Here is an 18651-nt window from a genome sequence, read left to right on the forward strand (position 1 = left end):
TATTCAGCTCCTACTCGATTAATTACAAATTGTTTTGTCCTACCCATATTATAAGCGAGGCTTATCATAGACTTTTCTTCTTTAGTTAGACTTCTCTTGTACATTTTTTTAAATTGATCAAATACTCTATTCATATCAACTTTTTCTTTAACAGAAGAGGTACTTCTAGAAGGGTTAGTATATAATAAAGGCTTTATATTTTTATTGAAAATCATCTTTAATACTTCTGCTGTATAATAAGCATCATTACTAGCATCATGAAAATCACCATGAAGGGGTATACCCAAAAGTTCAATTGTATTTTTAAGTCCAATTTTTATACCTTTTTTACTATTAAAATATTTTGATGCATGGCTTTGCACGTCGATATATTTAAGGGGAAGAGAGTTAGTAGATATATTATGAAATTTTATATTTCGTAAAAGTTCTTTTATATCTACTATTCCCCATACACAGAGAACAGCTTCTTCTTCACCAATAAATTTAGTAAATTTATCGTAAATATTAGGAAAGGTTTCTGAAGAATTTATATCATTATTACTTATTTTAGTAAGGTTTTCCACATAAGGATGTAGAGTTGTGTGAATAGTTGGCTTAATTAAAAAATTAAATGTGGATATATTTTCGAAATTTTCATTCAATTTTAAAGCTCCTATCTGAATAATTTCAAAGGGAAGACTTAAATTATTGTTCTTTTCTACACATTGATTTTTTTCTAAACAATGTTCTTTTTTATCTTCATATTTTTGATTAAATTCTAAGTCAAATATTATATAGTTCATTATATCACCACTTTTAACATATAAAATCAATTATCTTAGTATTGGTTATGTATTGATTAATTATTAAAAAACATAGAGTAACAAATACCGTACAACTATCTATAATAACAGAATTTGTAGCAATTATATAGCTTTTATTATCTAAAAAGCATAAAAATAGGCTACCTTAAAGTTAAATAATTTAACCCTAATATAACCTTTTAAATTCAAGTTATAGCTTTTGAACATTCACAGCCATGGGTCCTTTAGACCCATCAGTAATATCAAAAGTTACACTTTCACCTTCATGTAAATCTTTATTAGTTCCTTTTTCTTTTATTTGAGAATGATGTACAAATACATCATTGCCCTCATTACAAGAAATAAATCCATAACCCTTTCCTTCATCATACCATTTAACAATACCAGTTATACTAGACAATATTTATTCCTCCTTAAACAGTAAATTAACTTATAGTGTAGTATTTGAAAAAATTATGATTTTTAAACATAATAATAATTAATCTTAATAAAAAGAGATGAATAAATTTATTATTAACAATTGTATGCTATTTAATAACAGTTAGATATTGATTTTTATCTACTACAACTTTCTTATGAGCTCTAAAATAATCAATGATAATGTCGGGCATTTCATTTAAGACTTCACCTACTACTCTACAATTTCTATAGAAATCATAACCACCTGCACCTGTTGCTCTATAGTTGTTCATCGCAAGGGTAAGGGTATCATTATCAAAAATGTCTTTACCCTTAAATTTCATTGAAACAACACGATTTCCTACTTCTTTGTTTATATCAAAGATATAACTCAAATTTGAGAAATAGTCATAGTTATAATGTTCTACCTTAGGTTTTAAGAAGCGGGTAGATACTTGTAATTCACCATCAATATTATCAAAGTAACTAGCGCATTTTTCAAGGGCAAGCTTTAAAGTTTTCCCATCTATTTCAATGATAGTTAGGGTATTAGGAAACATATATGTAGAAGTTATATCTCTTACTGTTACATTTTTATTAAAACCTTTTATTGAATTAGCAAAGGATGTAACTGAAATATCAGCACCACTTGCATCCAACTGTACTTGATTTATGAAATTAGCTAAATAAGAGCCATTCGTAGCCATGTTTATGTGAGTACTAGGTTGAAGTTCTATATCTAAAAATCCTACAGGTGTATCCAACCACTTTTGAACTTGTTTTTCTAAATTTAAGAATTTATAATACATAGCATTATTAGGATTAAGCTCTACTTTTTTTAATGAAGAACTTATATTTTTACTTAAATCATCATGAAACTCTAAGTTTAGTTCTAAAAATTTTGTCCCGTTGGGAGGGGTTTGAGTTATGTAGGTATTATGTAGATATTGTCCTGGAATTTCCATGTGTTGATGTCCAGTTAAAAGAATATGAAAATCAAATTCTTGACACAGTTTATATGCTATGTTTTCATTAGTGTTACTTAGTTTTTCATGGGATTCTAAATCATTTTCAAATCCACCATGATAAATCCCTATTACTAAATCACATTGTTTTTTTAGTTCTGCATAATACTTTTTTACTGACTTAAAGGTATCTGTGATAGTGAAATTTTTTATATTTAAAGGCCTTTCCCATCTGTTTATAAAATCAGTGGTAAATCCCATTATGCCTACTTTTAACCCATTTTCCATGGTTTTAATATCATAAGGCAAAATACATATTTCTTTTGTTTTATTATCTATATTAGTGCATAGACATTTTCCATTTAAATTGTTAAGATATTTTTTCAAATAGTCATAGCCATAATTGAAATCATGATTTCCAAGAGTTACATAATCGTATTGACCTTCATTCATTATAGTTGCAAGTGGATGTATATCAAATTCATTATTACTTAGATAATTAGTTAAAGGAGAACCTTGAATTGTATCTCCACCATCTATGATTAGGGTATTCCCATCTTTTTCAAACTGATTAATTATATTTAATATACCCATATTCTTTTCAGTATCATCTCTATAATTTGTAGGATATATGTATCCGTGAATATCAGACGTAAAGTATATTTTTAATTTTTTCATTTTGTCACCTCATTATATTAAAAAACTGTATTTTATAAATTTTCATCAATATTACTATAACATATATATTATTTACATATAAAATCATCTTCGTAGATAAAATATCTAGTAAAAGTAAAATTTAAAGGTAATTTTATTAAGTTATATTATATAGAAATATTTACATTGAAAGAATAAGGTGCTAGAATAATGTTTAATATATATTAAATATCATATAGCAATGATGAAGCTACGACTATTTAAATATTTTAGAGAGCTGATGATAGGTGAAAATCAGTATATTATATAGTCTTTCCACTTCGGAGCTACTGATGAAGAATCAGAGGGGAGTGCTCCTTAAAGCACAGTAAAGAGGTCACTAATGTGACAACTGGAGTGGTACCACGGGATATAATAGCTCTCGTCTCTATATTTATAGAGGCGGGAGTTTTTAATTTACAGCAAAATAAAAAGATTTAATATTAAAAAATTCATTTAGGAGGAATAAAAATGATAGATATTTATTTAATTAGAAAAAATCCTGAGAAGGTTAAAGCTGCACTTTTAAAGAGAATGGATAGTGTAGATTTTTCAGAGCTTTTACAATGGGATGAAGAAAGAAGAAAAATATTAATCCACGTAGAAGAGCTTAAGAGTAAGAAAAATAAGGCATCTAAAGAGATTTCTATTCTTAAGAAAAATGGAGAAAATGTAGAAGAATTATATGAAAAAATGAAAGTAGTTAGTAAAGAAATAAAAGAATATGATGAGAAACTTCAAGAGCTAGAAGAAAAGATGAATACCTTTATGGAAAGTCTTCCTAATATACCTGATGAAGATGTAGTAGCAGGTGGAAAAGAAAATAATAAGGTAGTTAGAGAATTTGGAGAAAAGCCTAATTTTGATTTCCAAATTAAAGATCATGTAGAACTTGCTAGAGTTTATGATCTTATTGATTATGAAAGAGGAGTTAAGCTTGGAGGTAATGGATTTTGGATATATAAAGGTGTAGGAGCTATGTTAGAATGGGCTTTACTTAATTACTTTATAGAAGAGCATATAAAAGATGGATATGAATTTATCCTGCCTCCACATATATTAAACTATCAATGTGGTCTTTCAGCAGGTCAGTTTCCTAAATTTGTTGATGAAGTATTTACAGTTGGGGACAAAAAAGATAAAGAAAGTATGCAATTTATGCTTCCTACAGCAGAGACTGCTTTAATAAATCTTTATAGAGGAGAAATTTTAAAAGAAGGAGAGTTACCTAAGAAATTGTTTGCTTATACTCCTTGTTATCGTGTTGAAGCTGGAAGCTATAGAAAATCTGAAAGAGGTATGATAAGAGGACATCAGTTTAATAAAATTGAAATGTTTCAATATACAAAACCTGAGGATTCAGATGAAGCTCTAGAGGAATTAATTAAAAAAGCTGAAGCTCTGGTAAAAGGCTTAGGGCTACATTATAGACTAGTAAAGCTAGCAGCTAAAGATTGTAGTGCGTCTATGGCGAAGACCTATGATATAGAAGTTTGGATACCGAGCATGAATGAATATAAAGAGATAAGTTCAGCTTCTAATGCAAGAGATTATCAAGCAAGAAGAGGTATGATAAGATTTAGAAGAGAAGAGGGTAATAAGGTAGAATATCTAAATACCTTAAATGCATCAGGTTTAGCTACAAGCAGGTTATTACCTGCAATACTAGAACAATATCAACAAGAGGACGGAAGTGTTATAGTACCACAAGTATTGAGAAAGTGGATAGGAAAAGATAAATTATAGCTAGACTTTTTAAAATCTATGAAATTTAATATGTAAGATATAAATTATTAAGCTTTAAAGGATATAGAGCTTTATAAAGATAAGGTTGTAGTTATTATAAGTGTTGGAACTATATCTAAAAAAATATATGCTAAGAACTTTTAAGCAACTATTGAATATTATGTAATTATAATGAATTATTTCGATGGTGGGAGGAAAGTTTAATGAATCCTTATGAATTAATAACGAAGATTAAGGGAAAAATGAAGGACCCTAATTTTGCAGCTAGATTTAATAATGCAGCCAATGTAGTAAATAATATACCAGGACTGCAACAAGAGATAATTAGGATAGCCCAGATAAATGACCAAAAGGCTCAAGATGCAGCAATAGAAAAATTGCCTAGAGAAGCTAAGCAAGCTGTTCAAGAAATATTAAGTTTATTGAATATGTAATAGTTTAAATTAAATAAGAAAATATTTAATGAAATAAACCGGGGATATTACAATGTCTCTGGTTTATTTTCTGAGAAATGTTATTTTGTAAATAACAATAAATATGGTTTATAAAATGTTAATTAAGAATATTTGTATGAATATATTGAAATTATTTATGTAAAATGATATTATGGGTTTGACAAGTTAATATCAATTTTCGGGGCAGGGTGAAATTCCCTACCGGCGGTATAGCCCGCGAGCCAATTTGGCATGACTTGGTGAGATTCCAAGGCCGACAGTAAAGTCTGGATGTGAGAAAATTATTTATAAGTATAGTAATTACTATAGTTGTTTTATCCGATGACTACTAGCTCTAATACTCATATCTTCTTAAAGTGGGAGTTAAGAGCATTATGTCCATGGATAACGGTTTCTAAAGCTTCAGAGAAGCTAAGAACTCTGTGTATATAACTATAATTGTTAGTTTATGTGCTCTGAAATATATGTATATATTTCAGAGATTTTTTATTTTATGATTAATATTAAATTTTTAATATTAAAGAATAAACTAAATTTTACTAGAAATATGAATAAAAATTCAGCCCCAGGGTATTATACTTGGGGCTTTTATTTTATTTAAATAAGGATGTGATTTTATGGATGAAAATTATATGAGATTGGCTTTGACATTAGCAGAGAAGGGACGTGGAAGAGTTAATCCTAATCCAATGGTAGGTGCTGTAATTGTTAAGAATGAAACTGTTATTGGTGAAGGATATCATCAGGTCTATGGACAGAACCATGCAGAGGTTAATGCATTTAAAGATGCTAAAGAAAATACTTTTGGAGCGACTCTTTATGTGACCTTAGAGCCCTGTTCTCATCATGGAAAGACACCACCTTGTGTAGATAAAATCATAGAGAAAAAGATAAAGAGAGTGGTAATTGGCTCTTTAGATCCAAACCCTTTAGTTGCGGGTAGAGGAGTTAAAAAGCTTAGAGATTCTGGAATAATTGTAGATGTAGGAATTTTAGAAAAGGAATGTATTGCTTTAAATGAAATATTTATAAAGTATATTTCTACAAAGAAACCCTTTGTAATCATGAAAACTGCCATGTCACTTGATGGTAAAATAGCTACTCAATATGGGGAATCAAAGTGGATAACTGGAGAAGCTTCAAGAAAAAATGTCCATAATTTGAGAAATAATCTTATGGGAATAATGGTTGGAGTCAATACGGTTATTAAGGATAATCCTGAGTTAACCTGTAGGGTACTAAGAGGGAAAAACCCTATAAGAATAATTTTAGATAGTTCCCTTAAAATTCCTTTAAATTCTAAAGTTATAAAGGATAAGAAGGCAAGAACCATTATAGTAACTACGGAAAAAGCTACGAAGGAAAATATATCAATTTATACTGAGAGTGGTGTGGAAGTAGTGGTTATTCCTTCTAAAGAGGAGAAAGTTAATTTAGAGAAATTAATGGAGACTTTAGGTGAAATGAATATTGATAGTATTCTTCTTGAAGGAGGGGGAACCTTAAACTCCGAAGCTCTAAAAGCTGGAATAGTAGATAAAATTCAAATTTACATTGCGCCAAAATTTATTGGAGGAGGAAAGTCTAAAACTCCAGTAGAGGGAATAGGAATAAAAGTTCTAGAAGAAGCCTATGGAGTAGAGAGTATAAGGGTAAGCACTATAGGAGAAGATATTTTAATAGAAGGATACATGAAGGAGAGATGGAAGCCTTGTTTACAGGAATAGTTGAAGAGGTAGGAGAAATTATAGGAATAAAAAAGGGAGAAAAATCCTCCATTCTTTCAATTAAAGCTAATAAAGTTATTGAGGATGTAAAGTTAGGACATAGCATTTGTACCAATGGAGTATGCTTAACAGTAACAAATATATATGGAAATTTATTTGATGCTGATGTTATGGCTGAAACTCTAAGAAGAAGTAATTTAGGGGAATTAAAGGTTGGAAGCAAAGTAAATTTAGAAAGAGCTTTAAGTGCTAAAGGAAGATTTGGAGGACATATAGTAAGTGGACATATAGATGGTGTTGGGAAAATTATTTCCATGAAAAAGGAAGATAATGCAATATGGGTTACCGTAGAGGTTAAGAAAAATATTTTACAGTATGTAGTTGAAAAAGGTTCTATAGCCATTGATGGAATAAGTCTTACTGTTGCTTATGTAGATGATAGGGTATTTAAAGTTTCTATAATTCCACATACAGGAAAAGAAACTATATTATTATCTAAAACCAGTGAAGATACCGTAAATCTTGAATGTGATGTTATAGGGAAATATGTAGAAAAACTTTTAACATTTCAAAGTGATAAGAAAATAGAAAAAAAAGATTCTATTAATGAAGATTTTCTTAAAGAAAATGGATTCATATAAGATTAAATATAATAGGGAGGGTTAAATATGTCAGAGTTTTATACAATTGAAGAAGCAATTAAGGATATTAAAGAAGGGAAGATGGTTATAGTAATTGATGATCCAGACAGAGAAAATGAAGGTGATTTATTAATGGCTGCTGAAAAGGTTACTCCAGAATCTATAAACTTTATGGCTAAGTTCGGGAGAGGTCTTATATGTATGCCGTTGGAGGGAGAAAGACTTAGAGACTTAAAAATTGAGCCTATGGTTGAAAAAAATACAGATAATCATGAAACTGCATTTACAGTATCTGTAGATCATATAAGCACAACCACAGGAATATCTGCCTACGAGAGGGCTTTAACTATTCAGAAGATTTTAGATGAAGATAGCATAGGAAAAGACTTTAGAAGGCCAGGTCATATATTTCCGCTACAAGCTAGAGATGGAGGTGTATTAAAAAGAGTAGGACATACTGAGGCAGCAGTGGATTTAGCCAAAATAGCAGGGTTAAAGCCAGCAGGAGTAATTTGTGAAATTATGAGTGAAGATGGAACTATGGCTAGAACTGAGGAACTTTTAGAATTCGGTAAACTACATAATATTAAAGTAATAACCATAGCAGATTTAGTAAGATATAGAAGAAAGACAGAAGTACTAGTGGAAAGAGCAGCAGCGGTAGATATGCCTACAAAATACGGTAATTTTAAAATGTACGGCTTTATTAATAAATTGAATGGAGAACATCATGTGGCATTAGTTAAAGGAGAAATTGATGAGAATAAACCAATTTTAACAAGACTTCATTCTGAATGCTTAACTGGAGACGTCCTTGGATCTAATAGATGTGATTGTGGAGAGCAATTGGCAGAAGCTTTAAGGAGAATTGAAGAAGAAGGCTGCGGGATACTTTTATATATGCGACAAGAGGGAAGAGGCATAGGACTTATAAATAAATTAAAGGCTTACGATTTACAAGACCATGGATATGATACTGTAGAGGCAAATATTAAACTTGGATTTCCAGCAGACCTTAGAGATTATGGAATAGGAGCCCAAATTCTTAGAGAGTTAGGAGCTAAAAAGCTTAGACTTATGACTAATAATCCAAAGAAAATTAAAGGGCTAGATGGATATGATATTGAGGTAGTAGAGAGAGTACCAATCCAAATCAACTACAATAAGGATAATGAATTTTATTTAAAAACTAAACAAACTAAAATGGACCACATACTTAGTTACCAGTAATACTCTAAATCTATGATTTAGTATAAATTAAAATATAATCTAGGAGGAATAATGATGAAAATATTTGAAGGAAATTTAGTTGCGCAAGGATTAAGAATTGGGATAGTAGTAGGAAGATTTAATGAGTTTATTGTATCTAAACTTTTAGGTGGAGCCATTGATGGACTTAAAAGACATGGAGTAGAAGAAGATAACATTGAAGTGGCATGGGTGCCAGGAGCTTTTGAATTACCGCTGGTAGCAAAAAAAATGGCTCAAAATGAAAATTATGATGCAATTATATGCCTTGGAGCAGTTATTAAAGGCTCTACACCACATTTCGATTACGTTTGTGCTGAAGCTTCAAAAGGAATAGCATCAGTATCTCTTAGTACAGAGAAACCAGTTGTTTTTGGAGTTTTAACAACGGATACTATAGAGCAGGCTATAGAAAGAGCTGGAACTAAAGCAGGAAATAAGGGCTATGATGCAGCAGTAACAGCTATAGAGATGGCAAATTTATTAAAATGTTTCTAATTAAAAGTTTAATTATGAAAATATAATAAAATCATTTAATTTAGTAGTAAATATATAATAAAATCACCTATAAAAATATATAAATAGCTATATACTTTTACAGTTAAATAGCTAACTATTTAACTATTTAACTAGTTGTTTTATTCATGCGGGGTTCAGATGATTTCTCATCTATAGGGTGTAATTAAATTACATACAAAGTAGAGGAAATTGACAAAAGATGTAATCAATGCTATGCTTTAAGAAATTAAATATTTAGGGAGCTTGTATAACAGGCTGAGAGGAAGCAAAAGGTGGCTTCGACCTATAACCTGATTTGGATAATGCCAACGTAGGGAATTACATTAAAAATATTAATGGGACATACTATTTGGTATGTCCCATATTTTTTTAGATTCTACAAAATTCTGTTAAGGAAGTGTATGAAATGAGTATAAGTAAAAGTGAAATGAAGTTATATGTAGTAACAGATAGAAGTTGGGTAGATGGAAAATTATTTACTGAAGAAATCGAAAAAACTTTACAAGGAGGAGCTACATTAATTCAGCTAAGAGAAAAAAAATTATCCTATGATGAATTTCTAAAGGAAGGAAAAGAGATAAAGAAGATTACAGATAAATATAATATTCCTTTAATTATTAATGATAATGTGGAAATAGCTATAAATATTGATGCATCTGGGGTTCATATAGGTCAAAATGATATGGACGCAGCAGAAGTGAAAAAGATGATAGGTAAAGATAAAATTTTAGGAGTTACAGTAAAAACTGTGGAACAAGCTATTAAAGCAGAAAAAGATGGGGCAAGTTATATTGGAGTTGGAGCAGCTTTTTCAACTTCAACTAAATTAGATACTAGAATAATAACCTTTGAAACCATTAAAAATATATGCAAATCTGTAACTATACCAGTGGTGGCTATTGGAGGTATAAATGAGAATAATATCATGAAACTAAAAGGCTTAGGAATACATGGAGTTGCTTTAGTGTCTTCAATATTTTCTAGAGAAGATGTGTTGGTAGCAACAAAACAAATGTTAGAGTTAACTGAATGTATGCTAACTCAATATAATATACATGGAAAATAGGGGTGTATTTTAGATGGGAAATACTATACATTGATAGAGGGGATTGATTTATAATGAAAAAGATACTTACAATAGCAGGATCAGATTGCAGTGGAGGAGCTGGAATACAAGCAGATATAAAAACTATCGTAGCTCATAAAATGTATGCAATGAGTGCTATAACAGCTTTGACAGCACAAAATACCACTGGAGTTTATGATGTTTTAAATGTATCAAGAGAGTTCTTAAGTAAAGAAATCCATTGCATTATGAAAGATATTTTCCCTGATGCCATTAAGATAGGAATGGTATCCTCTAAGCAGATTATTCAAGAGATTGTTGAAAGATTATTAGAATATAAGGCTAAAAATATTGTAATTGATCCAGTTATGATATCTACCAGTGGAAGTAGACTTCTTTCAGAGGATGCCATGGAAGCTTTGATTACAAAACTTTTGCCTATAGCTGATGTGATTACTCCTAATATTCCAGAAGCAGAATGCATTTGTGGATTTAAAATTTTAAATAAAGAAAATATGGTAGAAGCAGCAAAAAAGATTTCAAGGGAATATAAAGGGGAAATTCTTATTAAAGGAGGTCACTTGGAAAATAGTGCTGACGATTTATTATACAAAGATGGAAAAATAACTTGGTATCATGAAGAAAAAATAGATAATTTCAATACCCATGGAACAGGTTGCACCCTATCATCTTCCATAGCTTGTAATTTAGCAGCAGGTTATAGTATAGATGAAAGTATTTTAAGGGGAAAAAAATATATAACAGGTGCTCTAAGGGATAATTTAAATATTGGGAAAGGTAATGGACCTTTAAATCACTGTTGGAATTTATAATGGTAACAACTATATACTTATTAAGTGATTCATATAATTTGCATTAAGTATATGTTTTCAATATATGAATAATATGTAAAGAGGGAGATTGTTTGAAAAAACAGCCTCCTATTTTTTATGAACATGAAATAATGTATATAAATTTCATATATATAATATAATAAAGCAATATAGTTAACGAAACATTAGAATACCGAATATTTTTAAATTCTAAACAATATAAAGAAAATTCTGAAAATTTCCAAAAAAGTATTTACAAAAGTAAAAAAAATATGTATTATTATGATAATGAATTTACAAAACTGTAATATATATATTTAAAAGCAATAAATATACAATATATGAAATTAATTACATCATATAAAAATAAAATAATCAGTTTAATTAAAAGCTAAATTTAAAATTGTATTAACCATGGGGATAGGAATTTATACAAGTATATATTTTTTAAATATATCTTTGTATTTATTTATAACTTAATTATTTTAAGGGGGAATAGATTTTGAAGAAAAGAAAATTAATGGCCTTAATGTTGTCAAGTATTTTAGCTTTTTCATTAGTTGGATGTGGTGACAAAGAGAAAAAAGAAGACACATCAAAGGATAAACCAAAAACTGAAGAAGCAGAGAAGAAAATTGGGGGTACTTTAGTTGCTGGAATAACAGAAGTGTCTGGTAACTTTAATCCAGGTTATTATTCATCTGCGTATGATGCTAATGTAGTTGAGATGGTATTTGACCAACTTATTGTAATGGATGTTAATGGAGAATATCAACCATCAGCAGCTGAAAGTTGGGAATTTTCAGACGATGCCAAGGAAATAACCTTCAAATTGAAGAAGGATATGACTTTCTCTGATGGTGAAAAGGTAACAGCAGATGATGTTGTTTTCAGTTATCAATTTTTATCAGATAAATCTTATACTGGTAGATATGGATCTGTTGTTAAGGATTTAGTTGGATATAAGGAATATTCAAAGGGTAAGACTGAAGAGTTCAAAGGTGTAGTTGCTGTAGATGAGTATACAGTTAAATTTAGTTTTACTGAGCCACTAAGAACAAATCTTGCCAACTGTACTATGTCAATCATGCCAGAACATTATTATGGTGCAAATTGGAAGGTTGGAGATACATCATCCATAGAATCTATAACAACAAAACCAATTGGTTCAGGACCGTATACTTTAGAGAAATTTCAGGAAAAGGAATTTGTATCTCTAAAGAGAAATCCAAACTATTATGGTGAAGGATATTATATTGAAAATATAGTATGTAAATTTGTTGATCAAACTACTGATATAGTTGAATTGACGTCTCAAGAGGTAGATTTACTTCCAGGAGTTATTGAGCCAGAGAAAATAAATGAAGCTAAGTCTAAGGATTTCATGACTTTCAATAGTTATGATAGAAGTGGATATGGTTACACTAAATTTAACTGTGAATCAGGTCCAACAGCAGATAAAAAAGTACGTCAAGCATTATATTATGGCTTTAACATTAAAGAATTTGTAGATAGTTATTATAAAGATGAGGCAACTGGAGATGTACTTGCATCAGTTCAATACCATCCATTCTCTCAAGTTTCTTGGGGTATTGATGATAAATTAGTTAGCGAAATGACTGAGTATAATTTTGATTTAGATAAAGCTAAGTCTTTATTAGATGAAGCAGGCTGGAAGGTTGGTTCAAGTGGATATCGTGAAAAGGATGGAAAGGTTATGGAGCTTAATGTAGCGGCTATGCCAGATCATGATATTTTAAATACTCTTATTCCAATGTGGCAAAGAGACTGGGGCGAAGGTTTAAAAATTAAACTTAATATAGCATATCTTGAGTTTAATACATTATTAGATTACGTTATCTATAACTCTGATGAAAACGTAGATAAATGGAGTATATACTTCATGGCAACATCTATAAATACCCCAGACCCAGATAGTTTATATTCTGAAGTTCACTCAGATTATATTGGTACTGGTAAAGATAATACAGCTAGATATAGTAATCCAGAAGTTGATAAATTGTTAGATGAAGCTAAGAGTATTATAGATAAGGAAGAAGCAAAACCTTATTATAATAAAATAGCTAAAATCCTTAATGAGGATGCACCTATAGTTCCTGTATATGCAAATACTTATTTTGACATGTATAATAAGAAAATAAAAGGCCTAGAAACAAGCCCATTCTGTGATTGGGTAAAAGCATTAAGACATGCTTATATAGAAGAATAATTTTAAATTTCATATAGGCTATTGGCGCCCTGTATAAAATTGCAGGGCGTTATTAAAATAAGTTTAGGAGTGATGAAATGTTAAAGTTTTTAGGCAAAAGATTACTTAATTTAATCCCAGTTATGCTAATAATAACAGTAATACTATTTATATTATTACAACTAATGCCTGGAGATCCAGTTAGCGCATACTTAGGACAAGGTTCTAAGACTACTCCGGAGCAGCAACAAATGATTAGAGAGCAATTAGGATTAGATAAAAGTCCAGTTGTTCAGTATTTTAATTGGTTGGGAAGAACTTTAAAAGGAGATTTTGGCTCTTCATTAAAATTTAGAAAACCTGTAAGTGATGTTATAGGAGATTATATTTGGAATACATTTATACTAAATATAGTATCTATGGTATTGGCCTTTGCAATTGCAATTCCAGTAGGAATAAAATCTGCAGTAAAGAAATATGGAGCATTTGATAATTTTTGGACTGTATTTTCTTTAGTTGGAGTAGGAATGCCTTCATTTTTCTTTGCATTACTTATGATTTTCTTTATAGCAGTACCGAGTAATGGAGCAATACCGCTTAATGGTATGAGAACTCCAGTAATGGCAGCTGTTGGCTATGATAGCTTCATGGCTGAAGTAATAGACATAGCTAAACATATGAGTTTACCAGTAATAATTTTAACTATTTTAAGTCTAGCTGGGCTTATAAGATATGTTAGAAATAGTGTTATTGAAGTAATTAATCAAGATTATATTAGAACAGCACGTTCTAAAGGTTTAAAGGAGAAGGTAGTTATTTATCGTCATGCCTTTAGAAATGCATTAATACCAATAGTAACTCTTGTAGGAATGTATATTCCATCTCTCTTTGGAGGAGCAATATTATTAGAAACAGTACTTCTTTGGCCAGGAATTGGAAATATATTATATACATCAGTTATGGGTAGAGATATTTGGGTTGTAATGGCAGCTAATACATTCTATGCAGTCCTAATGGTTATTGGAAATCTGGTATCAGATATGTCCTATGCATTGGTAGATCCTAGAGTAAAAGTAGAATAGGAGGTTAGTTTATTATGTTAGAAGTAAAAAAGGCTAAGGCTGAAAAAAAGAAACAAGACCTTCAAGCTATGGGACCATGGAGGGTTGCATGGGAGCGATTTAGAAAGAATAAAATAGCTCTTACAGGTGGTATAGTATTTGGGATTATAGTTTTGTTAGTAATATTAGTTCCTATAATATCACCTTATAATTTAAATGAGTTTGAACTTGTTAATAAAGTTAAACCACCATCAGCAAAGCATTGGCTTGGAACTGATGAACAGGGTAGAGATGTACTTATGAGAGTATTTTATGGTGGAAGGATATCTATGTTTATCGGAGTTGTCACTGCAGGTATAACCGTACTCATTGGTGCTACTATAGGTGGAATTGCAGGATATTATGGTGGATGGGTGGATAACATTCTTATGCGTTTTACAGAAGTAGTTAGCTCGCTTCCATTTATGCCATTAATGATATCGTTGTCCTTTGCATTGATGTGGAGGGTAAGTAGTACCCAGAAGATGTATGTAGTTATGTTTATTCTTGCCATAATATCTTGGCCAGGTCTTGCTAGAATGGTTAGGGGACAAATTTTATCCCTTAGAGAACAAGATTTTATAGTAGCTACAAAGGCATTGGGTATATCTAATAAATCTAAGATAGTAAGACATCTTTTACCTAATACCCTTGCATATATCATAGTTAATGCTACCCTTGGAATGGCAGGTGCAATTTTAACAGAGGCAGGACTTTCTTTCCTAGGATTAGGAGTAATTCCACCAACACCAACTTGGGGAAATATGATTGAAAGAGCTAGAGACTCATTTATATTTACGAATAATCCATGGCTTTGGATACCGCCTGGAATTTTAATCATATTAACCGTTGTTAGTATAAATCTTCTTGGTGAGGGCTTAAGAGATGCCTTTGATCCAAAAGAGATAAGGTAGGTGTGATATATGGAAAATTTATTAGAAGTAAGAGATTTAAAAACATATTTTTATACAGATAATGGTATTGTAAAGGCTGTAGATGGAGTTTCCTTTGATGTAGAACCAGGAAAAACTCTTGGTATAGTTGGAGAATCTGGTTGTGGTAAAAGTATAACATCAATGTCTATTTTAAAGCTTATAGATAAACCAGGTAAGATTGTAGATGGTACTATTAAATTTGATAGTAAAGATATAGTACCCATGGAGGATAAGGATATAAGAAAAGTTAGAGGAAATGATATATCTATGATATTCCAGGAGCCTATGACTTCTTTAAATCCTGTATTTAGAATAGAAGATCAGATAATGGAAGCAGTAATGCTTCACCAAGGGTTAGATAAAAAGGAAGCAAGGAAAATTGCTATTGATATGCTTGCTTTTGTTGGAATACCAAGGCCAGAGCAAGTGGCAAGAGATTATCCACATCAATTAAGTGGTGGAATGCGTCAAAGAGTTATGATAGCTATGGCTCTTGCATGTAGGCCCAAATTACTAATTGCTGATGAACCTACTACTGCTCTTGATGTAACAATACAAGCTCAGATACTAACATTAATGAATGATTTAAAGGAAAAAACCAATACAGCTATAATGTTAATTACCCATGATTTGGGAGTAATAGCTCAAATGGCAGATCATGTAATTGTTATGTATTCTGGAAAAGTGGTTGAATCAGCTCCGATTAAAGAACTTTTTGATAATCCAAAGCATCCTTATACTAAGGGACTTTTAGCATCAATACCAAGTTTAGATCAAGATAAGGAAAGATTATACTCTATAGATGGAGTAGTTCCAAATCCATTTCACCTTCCTGAGGGATGTTATTTTGAACCAAGATGTGAATTTGCCAAGGCAGAATGTAAATGCAAGATGCCTGCTATAATTAATACTTCAGATGAACATGAGGTAAGATGCTTCCTATATAATGAAGCAATAGATGAGAAACATCATAATGAGGAGGGAATCCATGATGGAAAAGGAAAGAAATAAGATTATTGAAATAAGAAATCTTAAAAAATATTTCCCGGTTAAGGGTAAATCTTCCACTGGAGAGAAACTCTGTGTAAAAGCTGTGGACAATGTTTCCTTCGAAATATATGAAGGGGAGACTTTAGGATTAGTTGGAGAATCAGGATGTGGAAAATCTACATTAGGTAGAACTTTAATAAAGCTCTATGAACCAACTGGAGGAGAAATTCTATATAGAGATCAAAACATTGTAAAATATAATGAAAAAAAGATGAAACCTTTAAGACAGGATATGCAAATTATATTTCAGGATCCATATAGCTCTTTAAATCCAAGATTGAATGTACATTCAATTGTTAGTGAAGCTTTAGTAGAACATAAGCTATATAAGAAAGGTGAAGAACTTAATAAAAGAGTATTAGAAATAGTTGAACAGTGTGGACTTTCTCCATACCATATATATAGATACCCTCATCAGTTTTCTGGTGGACAAAGACAACGTATAGGAATAGCAAGAGCATTAGCACTTAAACCAAAGTTTGTGGTATGTGATGAACCAGTATCAGCTCTTGACGTTTCTATTCAATCACAAATACTTAATCTTATGATGGATTTACAAGAAAGGATGGGATTGGCATATTTATTTATATCCCACGACCTAAGTGTAGTAAAGCATATTAGCGATAGAGTTGGAGTAATGTATCTAGGTTCTATAGTAGAGCTAGCAGATAAGGAGGATTTATATAATAATCCAATACATCCATATACAAGGGCATTACTAGCAGCTATACCTGTAGCAAATCCAGATTATAAAAGTGATATGAGTATAATAAAAGGTGAAATTCCAAGTAATGTTAATCTACCCAATGGTTGTAAATTTAATACTAGATGTCCTTTTGCTAAGGAGATATGTAAGGAACAGGCACCAGAAACTAGAGAATTAGAAAAGGGACACTTCTGTGCTTGTCATTTTGCAGGAGAGATATAGTAAAGGACATAAAAGGAGATGATATGCTATGAAGATGAAAGAGGCATATAAAGCAGTATTTAAGAAAAGGGAAGTAAATCCAGAGATGATTGGTAAAGTAGAGTTAGAGAAAAATGATTTACTAGCCCTAATTTTAGCCACAGCATCGGTGATTGTCCCAGTTTTATTGATTGTATTTGCAGTAATTGCGCTTATAATATTTATCATGTTTTATAGGTAGTATGAATAATCCCCATCTACTCTATGATATAGTCAAGGCTTAGTATAGGCCTTGACTTTTTTGTTATTTATATAACAAAAAAAGAACCCTGATAATCAAATACCAGAGTCCATATGTGAAATTATTGGTTAACAAATTATAAATTAACTTTTTTATTTGATAGTGATTTAGATAATGGAACATATAGGGCAACAGCTACAAAAATTGAGAAGGAGCCATTTATAAGTGTTGCAGGTAAACTCACAGCAGAACTTAATATTGCCGGTAGGAATCCACTTCCAACAAGAAGTAATTTGAATACTCCAAATAAAAATTCACCAACTAAATTAAAGGCTATTCCAGCTACAGCACCTAATACTGCATATTGAATTTCAATAGATAATTTTTTTGCAAAAATACATACCAAAGCTAAGCCTAACCCAAGAATAAGAGAAAAAACATATAATACTGGATTAATTACTAGTTTTTTCTCGATACCTGCTACCACAATTTCATTGCCTAAAGAATTAGCAGTAAAGAAAAGTACTATACCAATTAGGATTAAAATTCCAGAAGCAATGCTTATCCACTTTATGGGTGACTTTGCATTTTTATTTTTCCCTCTTGCAGAAACACATCCTACAATTGCTCCAATACCAAATTTCAAAATCACAGTTTTAGGAACGCTTGATGCATAACCATTCATTAAGTCAAATAAGCCCATACCTATAGAGCCAGAAAGACCACCAATGGTACCAGTGAACAATAATGCTGATAATATAACAAACATATTTCCCATATGTAAGAATGGATTTCCTACAGGAGAGGGAATAGGGATCTTAAAAAATAATGCCACGTAGCATAAAGCAGCAAAAAGTCCAATTAGAACCATGGTACGAGTAGAAAATTTAGAGTGTGTTTTAGTTTCCATTAATATACCTCCATACTATTCATTTAAATTATTATAAATAATTTGTATAATAACAAATTTAGAAAATAAGTAATGTGAAGTTATTATCTTCTTTTAGAATTAATTGAATATTTTGGTGTCTTTATATATAATATACATTGACTTTGTCATTGTTGAAATGCACAAAATGCATAATTTTAATAGGGACAGTTGAAGGAGAAT

18 protein-coding genes, 2 riboswitches and 1 other annotated feature are annotated in these 18651 nt (G+C 30.8%); of the genes, 14 read left to right on the forward strand and 4 right to left on the reverse strand.

Features of this window, described 5'->3' with window-relative positions:
* The 3 genes from B3630_RS13775 to B3630_RS13785 all read right to left on the reverse strand — a co-directional run.
* A partial coding sequence (locus B3630_RS13775) for a 3'-5' exonuclease (protein WP_346899108.1) occupies positions 1 to 782 on the reverse strand: 782 nt, incomplete at its 3' end.
* 211 nt (positions 783 to 993) lie between these two features.
* Complete coding sequence (locus tag B3630_RS13780; protein ID WP_346899110.1) at positions 994 to 1203, reverse strand: cold shock domain-containing protein; 210 nt, start codon at positions 1201 to 1203, stop codon at positions 994 to 996.
* 127 nt (positions 1204 to 1330) lie between these two features.
* The gene (locus tag B3630_RS13785) at positions 1331 to 2845 is read right to left on the reverse strand and encodes a bifunctional UDP-sugar hydrolase/5'-nucleotidase (RefSeq protein WP_346899112.1); all 1515 of its coding nucleotides are present in this window, start codon (positions 2843 to 2845) and stop codon (positions 1331 to 1333) included.
* 211 nt (positions 2846 to 3056) lie between these two features.
* Positions 3057 to 3256 (forward strand) — a binding site (T-box leader).
* A 78-nt stretch (positions 3257 to 3334) separates the two neighbouring features.
* On the opposite strand from B3630_RS13785, the gene serS reads away from it, so the two are divergent.
* From serS to B3630_RS13855, 14 genes are all read left to right on the forward strand, one after another.
* The gene (serS, locus tag B3630_RS13790; RefSeq protein WP_346899114.1) at positions 3335 to 4609 is read left to right on the forward strand and encodes a serine--tRNA ligase; all 1275 of its coding nucleotides are present in this window, start codon (positions 3335 to 3337) and stop codon (positions 4607 to 4609) included.
* 203 nt (positions 4610 to 4812) lie between these two features.
* Entirely contained in the window at positions 4813 to 5043 is a 231-nt protein-coding gene (locus tag B3630_RS13795) for a hypothetical protein (protein ID WP_346870876.1), read from the forward strand.
* Between the two features lie 191 nt (positions 5044 to 5234).
* Positions 5235 to 5350, forward strand: a riboswitch (FMN riboswitch).
* 331 nt (positions 5351 to 5681) lie between these two features.
* Positions 5682 to 6791, forward strand: coding sequence for a bifunctional diaminohydroxyphosphoribosylaminopyrimidine deaminase/5-amino-6-(5-phosphoribosylamino)uracil reductase RibD (gene ribD / locus B3630_RS13800; protein WP_346899116.1), 1110 nt, complete (start codon positions 5682 to 5684; stop codon positions 6789 to 6791).
* Positions 6776 to 7432: a riboflavin synthase gene (locus tag B3630_RS13805; protein WP_346899449.1), complete on the forward strand. Its 657-nt coding sequence runs from the start codon at positions 6776 to 6778 to the stop codon at positions 7430 to 7432. Before ribD ends, B3630_RS13805 begins: the two co-directional genes overlap by 16 nt.
* A 27-nt stretch (positions 7433 to 7459) precedes the next feature.
* Complete coding sequence (locus B3630_RS13810; RefSeq protein WP_346899118.1) at positions 7460 to 8662, forward strand: bifunctional 3,4-dihydroxy-2-butanone-4-phosphate synthase/GTP cyclohydrolase II; 1203 nt, start codon at positions 7460 to 7462, stop codon at positions 8660 to 8662.
* Positions 8663 to 8716: 54 nt separating this feature from the next.
* Entirely contained in the window at positions 8717 to 9178 is a 462-nt protein-coding gene (gene ribE, locus B3630_RS13815) for a 6,7-dimethyl-8-ribityllumazine synthase (RefSeq protein WP_346870879.1), read from the forward strand.
* A 246-nt stretch (positions 9179 to 9424) separates the two neighbouring features.
* Positions 9425 to 9533: riboswitch (TPP riboswitch) on the forward strand.
* Positions 9534 to 9605: 72 nt separating this feature from the next.
* Positions 9606 to 10265, forward strand: a complete 660-nt coding sequence (gene thiE / locus B3630_RS13820; RefSeq protein ID WP_346899120.1) for a thiamine phosphate synthase — start codon at positions 9606 to 9608, stop codon at positions 10263 to 10265.
* Between the two features lie 53 nt (positions 10266 to 10318).
* Positions 10319 to 11098, forward strand: a complete 780-nt coding sequence (thiD, locus tag B3630_RS13825; protein ID WP_346899122.1) for a bifunctional hydroxymethylpyrimidine kinase/phosphomethylpyrimidine kinase — start codon at positions 10319 to 10321, stop codon at positions 11096 to 11098.
* 502 nt (positions 11099 to 11600) lie between these two features.
* Complete coding sequence (locus B3630_RS13830) at positions 11601 to 13328, forward strand: ABC transporter substrate-binding protein (protein ID WP_346899124.1); 1728 nt, start codon at positions 11601 to 11603, stop codon at positions 13326 to 13328.
* A 77-nt stretch (positions 13329 to 13405) separates the two neighbouring features.
* Positions 13406 to 14389, forward strand: coding sequence for an ABC transporter permease (locus B3630_RS13835; protein ID WP_346899126.1), 984 nt, complete (start codon positions 13406 to 13408; stop codon positions 14387 to 14389).
* A gap of 14 nt (positions 14390 to 14403) precedes the next feature.
* Complete coding sequence (gene opp4C / locus B3630_RS13840; RefSeq protein WP_346869805.1) at positions 14404 to 15321, forward strand: oligopeptide ABC transporter permease; 918 nt, start codon at positions 14404 to 14406, stop codon at positions 15319 to 15321.
* 9 nt (positions 15322 to 15330) lie between these two features.
* On the forward strand, positions 15331 to 16353 hold the full coding sequence (locus tag B3630_RS13845) for an ABC transporter ATP-binding protein (RefSeq protein ID WP_346899128.1): 1023 nt from the start codon (positions 15331 to 15333) through the stop codon (positions 16351 to 16353).
* Positions 16331 to 17320, forward strand: a complete 990-nt coding sequence (locus tag B3630_RS13850) for a dipeptide ABC transporter ATP-binding protein (RefSeq protein WP_346899130.1) — start codon at positions 16331 to 16333, stop codon at positions 17318 to 17320. Before B3630_RS13845 ends, B3630_RS13850 begins: the two co-directional genes overlap by 23 nt.
* Positions 17321 to 17348: 28 nt before the next feature.
* Positions 17349 to 17540, forward strand: a complete 192-nt coding sequence (locus tag B3630_RS13855; RefSeq protein ID WP_346899132.1) for a hypothetical protein — start codon at positions 17349 to 17351, stop codon at positions 17538 to 17540.
* A gap of 136 nt (positions 17541 to 17676) precedes the next feature.
* On the opposite strand, the gene B3630_RS13860 is transcribed toward B3630_RS13855, so the two are convergent.
* On the reverse strand, positions 17677 to 18450 hold the full coding sequence (locus tag B3630_RS13860) for an ECF transporter S component (RefSeq protein WP_346899134.1): 774 nt from the start codon (positions 18448 to 18450) through the stop codon (positions 17677 to 17679).
* Positions 18451 to 18651: the final 201 nt, after the last annotated feature.

It is taken from the genome of Clostridium sp. UBA7503 (genome assembly GCF_002477055.1).
GTDB classification, from domain to species: domain Bacteria; phylum Bacillota; class Clostridia; order Clostridiales; family Clostridiaceae; genus Clostridium_J; species Clostridium_J sulfidigenes.